This window comes from Butyricicoccus porcorum, from assembly GCF_002157465.1.
Classification (GTDB): Bacteria; Bacillota; Clostridia; order Oscillospirales; family Butyricicoccaceae; genus Butyricicoccus_A; species Butyricicoccus_A porcorum.
In genome coordinates, this window is sequence record NZ_NHOC01000001.1 from 108,953 (window position 1) to 121,349 (window position 12,397).

Sequence of the window (12,397 nt, forward strand, 5' to 3'; positions counted from 1 at the left end):
TTAATTGTAATTTAACCGCCCGTAGGCGTAAAAGTGGGATTGCCAATAGCTGGTGTCCAGCTTTGAATACTGGATAGGGTCGCCACAATGCAGCATGACGGGGCTTCCGTCCCCGTCCTCGCCCACATAAATCCCCACATGGGAAACGCCGGGGGTGTCGTATGTACCCGTAAAGAACACCAAATCCCCCGGCTGCGGGTTAGAAACAGGGGTTGAGATGTTGTAAAGCCCTTGCGCCCCAAGTCTGCCCGTATTGTATAGGCCGCTGTTCGTCAACACATAACTCACAAAGCCGCTGCAATCAAAAGAGGTTTCCGGGGTGCTGCCGCCCCACACATAGGGAAAACCGACGTATTTATCTGCTTCCTCCATGAGCCGCGCAAACTTTTCATCGGAACCCAGCAGCGCGGCGGGTACTTCATAATCGGCGGGCGGGTTTTCATAGTATTTAGACACATAGCCGGATTGCGGGAAAAGGTCGGGTCTGTTTCCCAGCGACGACATATACATAGCGTACATGGATAGCTGTTCTTCGCCCATGATGTAAACGGGGACATGGGAGAGGTTGAAGTTTTCCAAATCCACATGAAGAATGTAATAGTTATAGGGGACTTCAACCGTATAGGGGTTGCCCTCGCTGTCCGTCCTTGTTTCGGTGCGGTAGCGTACCTGTACTTCTTCCTCGACCGTCAAGATATACTGTTTCTCAAAGAGCATTTCAAGGGTGCTTTGCACTTCATCGAGTGTAAACACGCCCTCATGCCACGCGGAAAGGATAGAAATTAGCACATAGGGGTCATGCTCGATCTCGTCCGCGTTTACCCGGTATTCGTCATAGCCGGGGTATTCGCTTTCGATATTGTCCAGCATATCTTGTAACTCGGCTTCCATAGCGGCATACGCGCTTTCCGCGCCCGTTATATCCGCGTCCTCGGAGAGATAGGACGACGCAATCAAGCCGCTGCCGCTGTTGCCGCCAAAGAGGGAGCAAGAGGACAGCCCGCCGAAAAGCAGCAGCACGATAAAGGCAATTCCGCCCACAATCAAGCAGCCTTTCCAATGCCGGACGACAAAGAACGTCGCCCGTTTGGTTTCCTGCGCGGTTTTCTTCGCTGCCTTTGCGGTGGCTTCGGCGGTCTTTTTCACTTTGCTGCCCGCTTTCAGCGTCTTTGCATACTGCTTTTTAATGCGCTGCTTCTGCCAAAACCGGGAAACGGGATTTGAGTGCGCAAGGGCGGGATTATCGTGCAACGCCTTTTGATAGAGGAAATCGGCGTTTGCCTTTACCGCTTTTTTCTCCGCTACCGCCGCTGCCCGGTAGGGTTTCAGCTTATGGCTGCGTATGCTGCGCTTTGCTGACCGCGCCGCCATACCGCCCGCTTTCTCGCCCGCGAGTTCTACCCGGTGTCCGCTTTCCACACCGACGTTTTCTTTCTCTACCTCGTAGATTTTCCCGTGTACGGTATTGTTTAACTCTTGCGCCGGACGGGATAAGGGGTTATGCCGCAACTTGCCGTTTGGGGGCTTATCCGTCTTTTCAAAGGAAAGGCGCGTTTTTGCCTTGCCTTTCGCTTCGTCAAAAACGCGCTCTTTCTTGATTTTGGTCTGCTTGGGGATAGCCGCCCGCGCTGCGTCTAAACGGTCTGCCGCTTTCTCGGATTTACGGATAGCTTTCTGCAATTCCGGCGTTGCCCGTTCCGCTTCGGAAAACTGCAAGCGGGAAGTATGGGTTTTTAGCTGCGCCGCGTCAAGAGCTTTTTTCTCCGCGCCCTTTGCCGCTTGCCGTTCAACCTCTGCGCCGATATGCTGAAAAGCCTTTTCCGCTGCCGCCGTTGCGGGAGCTGCATAGTTTTCCTCCTGCGGCCTTTCGCTGATACTCGTTGTTTCGCCCGTCGTGAGGTTTTCCGCAACCGCACCGTCGCGGGTCATTTTCTGCGTTACCTTGTCGGGGGCTTTTAATTCCTTGCTCAATCTTCATCACCTCCAATCCGCTGTTTTGCAAGGGTGCAGTATTCGGGGTTTAACTCAATGCCGATATAGCGGCGCGAAAGGTGCTTTGCCGCCGCTGCGGTGGTGCCGCTGCCTAAAAAGGGGTCAAGGACAATCCCGCCCACGGGACAGCCCGCCAAAATGCACGTTTCCGCAAGTTTGGGCGGGTATGCCGCGAAATGCCCGCCGCGATAGGCAACGTTGTTGATCTGCCAAACGTTGCGGCGGCTGCGGACGGGGGAAATCAACTCGTCGGCGTATGCGCCCTTTTCGCGGGGGCGGTTGATTTTCTGAGGCTGGTTCTGCCCCGGAACAGTAACGGCATATTTGTTACCTTTGCCAACGCCGCTTTTCAGCCGCTCCGCCGTTGCGGGGGCTATCGGCTCGGCTACTGCTTGCCAATCGTAGTAATATTTCTTCGACTTGGTGAGCAAAAATACATACTCATAGCAGCGGGTCGGACGGTCTTTGCAGCTTTCCGGCATGGGGTTTGTTTTGTACCAGATGATAGAACTGCGCAAATACCAACCGTCGCCCCGCAAGGCAAGGGCTACAAGCCACGGGATACCGATTAAATCTTTGGGCTTGCAGCCGGGGGCGCGGTGGTTGACCGCCACTTGCTGCCCGTTCCTGCCTTTGGGATATTTGGGGTCTTGGTGGCCGGCTTTGCTGCCTGTGCCGCAATAAGTGTCCGCGATATTCAGCCAACAAGTGCCCTCCGGCGTAAGCACCCGCTTTACCTCATGGAAAACCGCCGTAATGCGGGAAACGTATTCCTCCGGCGTTGCTTCCCGCCCGATCTGCCCGTCTGCGCCGTAGTCCCGCAAGCCGTAGTAGGGCGGGGACGTTACGCAACAGTCAATACAGTTTTCCGGCAAGGTTTGAAGCACCTGCAAGCTGTCGCCGCAATAGATTTTATCCGTTTCTATCCTCATGCCGACACCTCGCCGGGCTTGGTCGTCATCACGCGATAGAGTTCTGTGTCCTGCGGGAAACGGTCAATAAAGGGCAAAATCACGTTGCCGTAGAAGATAAGCCCCTCGCCCGCGTCGGAATGGGTTACATAGGTCATTTGCTGCTGTGAAATGTTAAGCTGCTTTGCAAGGATTTCCCGGTCGCCCTGCGCTTGGTTGAGCATATACACAAAATCGCTGTTTTCAAAAACGTTTGAAACTTCTCTGCTCGTCAAAAGGTCTTTGACGTTCTGCGTAATGCCTGTCGGAATACCGCCCCATTTCCGAAAACGCTTCCAAATCTCAACGGAATAGGCGGCGGTCTGTTCCTCTTTGAGCAGCAAATGAAACTCGTCGATGTAGTACCGCGTCGCCTTGCCCTCGCTGCGGTTGAGCGTTACGCGGTTCCACACCTGGTCTTGGATAATGAGCATACCGACTTTTTTAAGCTGGGTGCCGAGTTCCTTAATGTCAAAGCAGACAAGGCGGTTGTGAATGTCAACGTTTGTGCGGTGGTTAAACAGGTTCAAGCTGCCGTTTACATACAGTTCCAACGCCGACGCGATACGCTGCGCTTCCTTTTCCGGCTGCTTCCTAATCTCGTTGTAGAGGTCGCCCAAAACCGGCATATTTTCCGGCTTCGGGTCTGCAAGGTAGCTGCGGTACACGCTGATAACAGCGCGGTCAATCAAGGTCTTTTCAACGGCTTCCAGCCCGTTTTTACCTCCCATGATTAACTCGCAAAAGGAAAGGATAAAGTCGCTCTTTAACGCTATGGGCGTGTCGCCCTCGCTGTAATTGAGGTTAATATCCATCGGGTTAATGTACTGCGTACTGTTCTGCGAAACCTTGATAACCTGTCCTTTCAGCCGTTCCACAAGGGGGTAATATTCGGCTTCGGGATCGCAAATGATAATATCGTCTGCGGTAATGAGAAAAGCGTTGGTGATCTCGCGTTTAGCCGAAAAACTCTTGCCGCTTCCCGGTGTGCCGAGTATCAAGCCGTTAGGGTTTTTCAGCCGTTTTCGGTCGCACAAAATCATGTTGTTGGAAAGGGCGTTTAAGCCGTAATACAACGCTTCGCCGCTTTGGAACAACTCTTGTACCGTAAAGGGGACAAAAATAGCGGTGCTGGAAGTCGTCAAGCCCCGCTGGATATGGATTAGGTTTTCCCCCAACGGGATAGAGGACATATCATCGGGCAACGGCAAAGCCATGATACTGCGCCCCATGCGGACGAAGGTTTCAGGCTGATGGAAGTGTTCCTCAAACTGCTTCATCAGCTCCGGGGAAAGGGAAGAAAAATCCTCCTCGCCCAAACCGACAACCAGAAAGTCACCGGCGATGATGTCGTAGATCTCGCCGTCTCCGTCCCGCAGCGCACGATTCAGGTCTTTCCCCATGATTTTTCCCTCATCGTGCATCACCAATGCGACAGGCTCATTAAAAGGGTAAACAGCTTCAATGTCGCCACCGACAGCTTTCTGCAAATCCTCCAAATCGCAGCCGATCTGAACCTGCTGGGGATACATGTGGGGCTTTACCAGAAGAACCGTCATTGTCTCAGCCTGTTCCTGCTGAATTTCACGTTCCTCCGTAGTGCCAAACTCGACGCCGGTAAAGTTCTCGGAGTCCAGAATGTACTCGGAATTGTAGTAGGCTGATCTGACCTGTTCTTCTGCATCAGCACGGGACTTGGCTTCCACCGTTACCGTCTTTTCCAGTGTCTCGGTGATCTTTACATCGTATTCCTTCAAACTTCGATACCTCCATTTCCTCAGATATAAGAAAAGCGGCTATCCATGAACCTGTTACAGTTCATAAATAGTCGCTTCATGTTCCCACTGGGGGACACACATAGATTCCAGTTCCTCGATCAGTTCCTCCGGGGAAAAGAACAAATCCTCCGCACTTTTCAAAATCTTTTTGAAAGCCCGGTACTCCGTCACATAGCCGGTATCATCAGACCCGATCAGCATTGACACACAGCGGACAATGGCAAAATTCATATCTTCCATAAGCCACAGTTCGGTTTCATAGGTGGTTTTGATTTCATCTAAAACCGCCTGTTCCACATCGGAAATAATGAGGCAGGCACGCTGGTCAAACAGTTCCATGCCACGGTAATTGAAGCATTTCTCATAGCCACCGGCTACGGAATACTGATATACCGTCTGTGCCGCACCTCTCAATGCGGTGCAAACCTCCGGCAGACACAAACCACCGGCATAGCCGATCTCATCTTCATCATACCCCTCATAATCTTCGGGAGAAAACAGCTCAAACAGCCAGTCGATTGCTTTGCTCATTTCTCTTTCGTTAAACATCGGGATTCACCTTACCTTTCCATAGATTTCTCTCGTTTCTTCTGCCACTGTTCCAGCAGCTGAATGATTTTATCCTCCATCTGCTTGCTGGTATAGGACTTCGGAAAGTATTTCCGCAAGGAGTCCGTTTTGAATGTCACCCTGTCCAGCTCGCCCTTTTTGACCTCATTCATAATCTCGCACATAGCGTCCAGCGTACACTCGCCCTCCTGTGCCAGTTTTTTGATTCTCTGTGCCTGTGAAAGAGAAGGCGCAGCCTGGGCAAAGTCCATAGCAGAAAGAAAATCCTGCTGTTCTTCTCTTGCGAGATAGGAAAGCTCCACGGCAGGATTGAATTTAATCTGACCGTTATCCACCATATCCAGAATTTCAGGAATAAGCTCTGTCAGACGGATATACCGCTGAATCTGTCTGCCGCTATCCGAATCAGACAGTGCATCTCTTGACTTGTGGCCAACTTGTCCACAAGTTTGCCCTTGATGCTTTATTGCATCTAATTTCATTCGGTAGGCAAATGCACGTTCACTCGGTAAAAGGGTTTCTCTCTGCAAGTTGGAATCAACCATCAAGATGATGGCTGCATCATCGTCCATATCACGGACAATAGCAGGCATGGTTTCTTTCCCGGCAAGCTCAGATGCACGATGTCTCCTGTGACCGGAAATGATCTCATAACCACCATCAGGGTCAGGACGAACAATAGCAGGTGTAAGAACCCCAAATTCTCGAACACTCTCAGCTGTTTTCAACATTTCCTCATCATCTACCACCCGGAAGGGATGTCCTTCAAAGGGGTGTAAATCGGAAAGCGGGATTTCCTGCACTCGTTCCTGCTGGGCTTCAGCTCGTGACTGGTCGGTAGAGAAAATATCATCGTACCCCTTCAAGCTGATGTTTGCGCCTTTTTTCTGCATTTTTTAACACCTCCTTTGTCAGAACCCGGTAGGCATCAGCGACTTTGCCTTTGGGATCGTGCTTAAAGATACTGGCTCCTTCGGCACTGATTTCCTCTGCACGAACAGAACGTGGAATGTCTGTCTTGTAGACTTTCAGCTTTCCTCCATAACTTTCCCGGATCAGATTGCTGATGTCCTTGGAATAATTGGTTCTGCTGTCCACCATCGTCAGAAGAATACCCTCGATTTTCAATTTTGGGTTGATTTGTCGTCTGACCTTGTTGATGGTTTCCAGCAGCTGTTCCAAGCCCTTTGCAGGAAGATATGCCGCCTGAACAGGGATCAGCACATTGTCGGCAGCTGCCAACGCATTGACTGTCAGCATACCCAAAGAGGGCATACAGTCCAGAAGAATGTAGTCATAATTCTGCTTGACCGTATCCAGGTACTGACGGAGAATGGTCTCCCGGCTCATGGCATTGACCAGGGAAACCTCTAAGCCTGACAGTTCAATATTGGCAGGCATCAAGTCCACACCTTCCGGGTGATGAAGAATGCCTTCGCCGGGGACAATCGGCTTTTCCATCATAATCTTTCCCATCATGTCGGAAAGGGTGGGAGATAAGGTATCCGGGTACGGATTTCCCAGACTGACTGTTAAAGAAGCCTGTGGATCTGTGTCTACCAACAAAACCTTTTTGCCCTCCATTGCCAGTCCCACACCCAAATTTTCCGTGGTTGTGGTCTTGCCTGTGCCGCCTTTCTGGTTGACTACGGCAATGACGGTTGCTTTTTTCGACAAATATCTTCACCTCGCTTTCTATTCTGTGTATACTGCATTGATTACCACCTCCCTCCAAGTTTCCCCGAGGCCATATCATGCCTGACCTTTGCGTCATAGTGGGCGCTTATGGTGTAGGGGGCGTTGTATATCGAAGCAAGTAGATACTGCTTGATATTGCGAACATCGGTTGTGTTCTCTTTGAAAGAACTCAATACAAATCTGATATGTTCAGAATCCAGCTTCATAAAACTGCTTTTGACAATTTCAATTGGCTTATCATCACTGGCAATCCGGATTTGCTTGCGGTTACTGCACATGACCTCAACAATCAGATGCAGTATCAGATCGAGTATCTCATGGTCATACGGATAATCCTGTTTCAGATAGTCCATGGAAGCTGTTCATAAAAATACTGATAATATCGGGTAAATTCGTCAGTCCCATCGGCTTCCTTTCCACAAAAACCGGAAGGAAAGAAAGGATCAGTATCACTCAAATCAATATATTTAGTATCAGTATTATTACCTTGTGCTTTTGACAGTTCCTGAATTGTGTTTTTGACAACTCCAGAATTGTCCTTTTGACAATTCAAGAATTGTCTTTCCACAGAACCGGAAATGAAGTTCTTTACATAGATCAGGTTCGGTTTCCCCAGTCCCTGTCGCTTGCGTTCTATCAAACCGCATTTCTTTTCCAGCTCATCCAGCAGCTTCACCGCTTTCTTTTCGGCACAGCCTAACGCACCTTTGATTTCTTCAATGGTGAAGATGATATAGACACGACCTTCCTCGTCCAGCCAACCGTTCCTGGCTGAAAGGTTCATGCGGTCAAGCAGAATACCGTAAAGCAGCTTGGCATCGGTTGATACATTCCAAAAGCAATCTTCGGTGAACAACACCTTTGGAACACGGTAGAATGTGAACATCTCCGCTTGCTGACCATAGAAATAATCATACGTCACTCATCCTCACCACCTCTTTCTGCGGGAAATATTCTTTTTTCAGAGGGGTTCTGCGGAAAGTCGTATTCTTCAGCTTGTACGGACATCGGACAAAAAAGCAGAAGCGGTACTTCCATCGGGGTTGATAATACTCGCAGTCTTTGCAGCATTTTGGCTTACTACGGCGATTGCGTTTATACTCATACATATCAACGCACCCCCACTTCCTTCATAATCTTCCTGGTACACCAGCCGATGCAGGGATGATCCCGCCCATAAGGACAACCTTCACATTCCGACTTCGGCTTTGGGGGTACGGAGATTAAGTAGTAACAATTTTCTTCGCCCAGACAGCAGCCCTTTTTATTGTTTTTCCAGAAATGGCAGTAACGGCAGTCGTTTGGCTTGTCTGGGGAGTAGACGATCTTACTCAAAAATCAAACCTCCAATCTTTCAGATTTACCCATGAATTTGGGCATAAAAAAAGAGCGTCTATCCATCCCCGATACAGGGGCAAATAGACGCTCTATGTACATGGTAGTATTCAATTTTATTTCTTATAACGGCTTAGCACTCGGAACATCCGCCTTTTGTATTAGCAAGGTTTTTAGCACGATTTTTCGCCTAATTAGCTGGAAGGGCATTTTCATTAGCAAAATCGGCCCTTTTTCTGCTAATGATTAGCAGAAATTTTTGTCTTATCACAGCAGTTCGATTTTTTAGGGCTTGTCAAAAATCGGAATTTGAAGTAAAATTTGAAAACATTATTTCGTCTCCGCAATCACACAGGAATTTGTTAAAAAAAGCCGAAAGTCCTTGAAAACAAAGGCTTTCGGCGTTGTTTGCTGGCGTCGCTAAGAGGATTTGAACCTCCGGCCTACCGCTTAGGAGGCGGTCGCTCTATCCAACTGAGCTATAGCGACGTATGGCCATCTATGATTATAGCCCGACGAAAGTCGAACTGCAATCCCATATTCAATTTTTCTCCGGTGGCCGTTGTAACGTAACCTTAGGAGGCGGATGCTCTATCCTGCTGAGCTACGGAGACGTATATGAAGTTTTAAGGTGGGGTCCTCCCCAAAAGGTGTCCGCTCCTCGTTCTCTTAGGAGGCGGTCGCTCTATCCAACTGAGCTACAGAGACAGGTTTTGCCTGCGGATTTTTGCGCCGCAGACAACAAATATAGTATACCCGATTGCGCAGGGAATTGCAAGCATCGATATACGCCGCCTGTCCCGCCCTTCTGCTCAAAGAGCACGCTTTATTTCGTTACATTTCTGTTACAAATATATCATTGCAATGTGCGAAAAAAAGCATTATTATAAGTAAGGTTACATTTTTTGCTGTTAAGGAGGCGTCGTCATGCTCAGCGGACGCAAGCAGAGCCTGATGCTGGTCATCAACCCGACTGCGGGCAAAAATCGCGCACGGGATAATGTTTTTATGCTCATCGATTATTTCTTTACCCACGGTTACCAGGTCACGGTCTTCCCCACACAGGCGAAGGGTGATGCCTGCCGGTATGTCGCGGAATTTGCGCCGCAGTATGACGCACTGGTCTGTGTCGGCGGCGACGGCACACTGAACGAAGCGGTCACCGGCCTGATGTTCTGCGATCCGGAAGACCGTCCGCGCCTTGGCTATATCCCCGCCGGAACCACCAACGATTTTGCCAATACACTCGGTATCAGCGGTGAAATGGCGCAGTCCGCCGAACAATTCTGCAACGGCGATGCTTTCCGCTGTGACATCGGGCGGTTTAACGGCAAATACTTCACGTATGTCGCGGCATTCGGCCTGTTTACCGAAGTATCCTACGAGACACCACAGCCGCTCAAAAATGCACTCGGCCATGCCGCCTATATTCTGGAAGGTGTCAAATCGCTTGCCTCAATCCAGAGCTATCACCTGAAAATCACCTGTGACGGCGAGGAAGTCGAGGGCGATTATATCTATGGACAAATTTCCAATTCCACCTCAATTGCAGGCATCATGGATATCAGCCGCACAGGTGTCCAGCTGGATGACGGTCTGTTTGAGGTGCTTGTTGTCCGCATGCCGTCCAATGTCATCGAACTCAATGCCATTATTTCCAGCCTGATGTTCCAGAAGGTAGAAGAGTCCCCGTATATTTATTTCCGCCGTGCCAAATCGGTCACGGTTATTTCGGAAATACCGTTGCCATGGACGCTGGACGGCGAAGCGGGCGGCAGCTTCTGCTATTCTCAGGCGGATATCATGCCGGGTGCTGTCACATTCAATCTGGCTTCTCTGCCGAATGAAAAGAACATCCCCGCCCAGCAGACACTCCCCGAAGCCGAACCGGATGCACGGCCGGAGGTGCAGGAGGATACGCAATCCCCAAAGGCCTGATGCCGCTCCCTGACAACCGCATAAAAAAATGACGTTCTCCCGGCGCAGCTGCGTCGGTCGAGAACGTCATTTTCTGTTTCTGTGGTGGATTATTCCTCCGGCTTTTCGCTGTCGGAATCCTCTGGCTGTTCCGCAGCATTCGCGCCGAACACCTGCGTAACTGCGTCATCCAGCAGCTTCTGCGTCTGGTCGGCATCGTCTGCGGCATCCTTTGTCTCAAAGACCTGTGTCGCCGCGTCATCCTCCGATTTTTCAGACTTTTTGTCGTCTGCCGCCGTATGTGCTGCGCCGCGCTCGAGATGGAACATCTGCTCGCCGCGCTGATGATCCGGTACATCCTCGCCGTTGAACAGCTTCTCGAATGCCTCGCCGTCCATGGTCTCATTGCGGATCAGATACTCAGCAACCCTGGTCAGCTGCTCCATATGGCTCTTCAGCATTTCTTCGCACTTCTCATATGCTTCCGTGATGATGCGGCGGATTTCCGCATCAATTTCCGAAGCGATTTCCTCGGAGAAGTTTTTGGAGGTGGCAAAGTCACGACCGAGGAACACCTCTTCCTGACCTGCGCCATAATTGATCGGGCCAATGCGGTCACTCATACCATACTTGGTAACCATACTGCGTGCCATCTGGGTTGCGCGCTCGATGTCGTTGGAGGCGCCGGTGGAAATGTCATCCATCGTCAGCTTTTCCGCGACACGGCCGCCGAGCAGCGTCACGATCTGTTCCAGCATTTCGTTCTTGGAGGCATAGAACTTATCCTCCTGCGGCAGGCTCATGGTAAAGCCGCCCGCGCGTCCGCGCGGCACGATGGAAATCTGATGCACCGGATCCTGTGTCGGAAGCAGGCGTGTGACAACTGCATGACCTGCCTCATGATAGGCAGTCAGGCGCTTCTCCTTTTCGCTCATGACACGGCTCTTCTTCTCGGTGCCCATGATGACCTTGAGGAACGAATCCTCGATATCCTCCATGCTGATGAGGCGCTTGTTGCGGCGTGCCGCCAGCAGAGCAGCTTCGTTCAGCAGGTTTTCCAGATCAGCGCCGGTGAAGCCTGCGGTGGATTTTGCAATCGAGTCAAACCGGACATCCGGATCGAACTGTTTGCCGCGCGCGTGTACCTTGAGGATGTCCTCGCGACCCTTCATATCCGGTGCGCCCACATAGACCTGACGGTCAAAGCGTCCCGGACGCAGCAGTGCCGGGTCAAGAATATCCTGACGGTTGGTCGCAGCGATGACAATAACGCCTTCATTTGCGCCGAAGCCGTCCATCTCGACGAGCAGCTGATTGAGCGTCTGCTCGCGCTCATCATGTCCGCCGCCGAGACCCGCGCCTCTGTGTCGGCCAACGGCATCAATCTCATCGATAAAGACAATCGCCGGGGAATTTTTCTTTGCCTGTTCAAACAGGTCGCGGACACGCGATGCACCGACACCGACATACAGCTCGACGAAATCTGAGCCGGAAATCGACAGAAACGGTACACCTGCCTCACCTGCAACCGCACGTGCGAGCAGCGTCTTGCCGGTACCCGGAGGGCCGACAAGCAGCACACCCTTTGGGATGCGCGCGCCGATGGTGGTAAATTTCTGCGGGTTCTTGAGGAATTCGACAATTTCCTCCAACTCCGTCTTTTCCTCATCCGCACCCGCGACATCCTGGAACGTCACATGGCGCTTGTCATCGGTTGCGAGCTTGGCGCGCGCCTTGCCGAACTGCATGGCGCCGCGTCCGCCACCATCCTGTTTGCTGAACATAAAATACCAGAACAGGCCGAAGATGGCGAACAGGATAATATACGGCACGATGCTCGCCCACCATGGGATTTCCTGTGTCTTCCAGTCGTAGTCCTTGAGGATGCCGTCCGCCTTCTGCTGGCGGATGGTGTCACCGAGGTCATTGAAGAACAGCTCAACGCTGGGCAGACGGTATTCCAGTGTCGTATCGTCCTTGAGTGTCGCCTTGAGCGTGCTGCCGTCAATGACGAAGCTCGTGACCTGTTCGTCTTCAAACGATTCAATCACCTGCGCATAAGTCACCGCCGGCGTCGTATCCTGCTGCAACAGCACGGAAACTGTAATGACGAGAAGGACAAGGATGATGGCATAGAACCCCAGACCCTTCATTTTG

The 12,397-nt window shown here is 51.1% G+C and carries 10 protein-coding genes, 1 tRNA gene and 1 pseudogene; 1 reads left to right on the forward strand and 11 read right to left on the reverse strand.

Annotated features, from left to right (window positions below; all coding sequences use genetic code 11):
• From CBW42_RS00595 to CBW42_RS00640, 10 genes and pseudogenes are all read right to left on the reverse strand, one after another.
• Positions 1 to 1,929, reverse strand: a complete 1,929-nt coding sequence (locus CBW42_RS00595; protein ID WP_430750807.1) for a C40 family peptidase — start codon at positions 1,927 to 1,929, stop codon at positions 1 to 3.
• A 38-nt stretch (positions 1,930 to 1,967) separates the two neighbouring features.
• Complete coding sequence (locus tag CBW42_RS00600; protein ID WP_055271303.1) at positions 1,968 to 2,924, reverse strand: DNA-methyltransferase; 957 nt, start codon at positions 2,922 to 2,924, stop codon at positions 1,968 to 1,970.
• Complete coding sequence (locus CBW42_RS00605; protein WP_407922945.1) at positions 2,921 to 4,501, reverse strand: VirB4-like conjugal transfer ATPase, CD1110 family; 1,581 nt, start codon at positions 4,499 to 4,501, stop codon at positions 2,921 to 2,923. Before CBW42_RS00605 ends, CBW42_RS00600 begins: the two co-directional genes overlap by 4 nt.
• 63 nt (positions 4,502 to 4,564) lie before the next feature.
• A pseudogene (locus CBW42_RS15290) lies at positions 4,565 to 4,699 on the reverse strand (DpnD/PcfM family protein); the annotation flags it as partial.
• 54 nt (positions 4,700 to 4,753) lie between these two features.
• On the reverse strand, positions 4,754 to 5,269 hold the full coding sequence (locus CBW42_RS00610) for a hypothetical protein (protein WP_087016723.1): 516 nt from the start codon (positions 5,267 to 5,269) through the stop codon (positions 4,754 to 4,756).
• 11 nt (positions 5,270 to 5,280) lie between these two features.
• The gene (locus CBW42_RS00615; protein ID WP_087016725.1) at positions 5,281 to 6,183 is read right to left on the reverse strand and encodes a ParB/RepB/Spo0J family partition protein; all 903 of its coding nucleotides are present in this window, start codon (positions 6,181 to 6,183) and stop codon (positions 5,281 to 5,283) included.
• The gene (locus CBW42_RS00620) at positions 6,140 to 6,967 is read right to left on the reverse strand and encodes a ParA family protein (RefSeq protein ID WP_087016727.1); all 828 of its coding nucleotides are present in this window, start codon (positions 6,965 to 6,967) and stop codon (positions 6,140 to 6,142) included. The genes CBW42_RS00615 and CBW42_RS00620 overlap by 44 nt, the downstream gene beginning before the upstream one ends.
• Before the next feature lie 41 nt (positions 6,968 to 7,008).
• Positions 7,009 to 7,341, reverse strand: a complete 333-nt coding sequence (locus tag CBW42_RS15295) for a DUF6017 domain-containing protein (protein ID WP_407922943.1) — start codon at positions 7,339 to 7,341, stop codon at positions 7,009 to 7,011.
• Positions 7,329 to 7,910, reverse strand: coding sequence for a replication initiator protein A (locus tag CBW42_RS15300; RefSeq protein WP_407922944.1), 582 nt, complete (start codon positions 7,908 to 7,910; stop codon positions 7,329 to 7,331). Before CBW42_RS15300 ends, CBW42_RS15295 begins: the two co-directional genes overlap by 13 nt.
• Before the next feature lie 825 nt (positions 7,911 to 8,735).
• Positions 8,736 to 8,812: transfer RNA gene (locus CBW42_RS00640), tRNA-Arg, on the reverse strand.
• A 438-nt stretch (positions 8,813 to 9,250) separates the two neighbouring features.
• Between CBW42_RS00640 and CBW42_RS00645 the strand changes: the two genes are divergently transcribed.
• A complete protein-coding gene (locus CBW42_RS00645) occupies positions 9,251 to 10,261 on the forward strand; it encodes a diacylglycerol/lipid kinase family protein (RefSeq protein WP_087016732.1) in 1,011 nt (336 codons plus the stop codon).
• Between the two features lie 89 nt (positions 10,262 to 10,350).
• Here CBW42_RS00645 and ftsH read toward each other — a convergent pair whose 3' ends face one another.
• Positions 10,351 to 12,393 carry an ATP-dependent zinc metalloprotease FtsH gene (gene ftsH, locus CBW42_RS00650; RefSeq protein WP_087016983.1) on the reverse strand — a complete coding sequence of 681 codons (2,043 nt, stop codon included), beginning with the start codon at positions 12,391 to 12,393 and terminating at the stop codon, positions 10,351 to 10,353.
• Between the last annotated feature and the right edge of the window lie 4 nt (positions 12,394 to 12,397).

What these genes read in the sequence shown, in the direction of transcription:
- CBW42_RS00595 (WP_430750807.1), bottom strand. Translation starts at nt 1,929, where the DNA reads ATGACCCGCGACGGTGCGGTTGCGGAAAACCTCACGACGGGCGAAACA.
- CBW42_RS00600 (WP_055271303.1), bottom strand. Translation starts at nt 2,924, where the DNA reads ATGAGGATAGAAACGGATAAAATCTATTGCGGCGACAGCTTGCAGGTG.
- CBW42_RS00605 (WP_407922945.1), bottom strand. Translation starts at nt 4,501, where the DNA reads ATGACGGTTCTTCTGGTAAAGCCCCACATGTATCCCCAGCAGGTTCAG.
- CBW42_RS00610 (WP_087016723.1), bottom strand. Translation starts at nt 5,269, where the DNA reads ATGTTTAACGAAAGAGAAATGAGCAAAGCAATCGACTGGCTGTTTGAG.
- CBW42_RS00615 (WP_087016725.1), bottom strand. Translation starts at nt 6,183, where the DNA reads ATGCAGAAAAAAGGCGCAAACATCAGCTTGAAGGGGTACGATGATATT.
- CBW42_RS15295 (WP_407922943.1), bottom strand. Translation starts at nt 7,341, where the DNA reads ATGGACTATCTGAAACAGGATTATCCGTATGACCATGAGATACTCGAT.
- CBW42_RS00645 (WP_087016732.1), top strand. Translation starts at nt 9,251, where the DNA reads ATGCTCAGCGGACGCAAGCAGAGCCTGATGCTGGTCATCAACCCGACT.
- ftsH (WP_087016983.1), bottom strand. Translation starts at nt 12,393, where the DNA reads ATGAAGGGTCTGGGGTTCTATGCCATCATCCTTGTCCTTCTCGTCATT.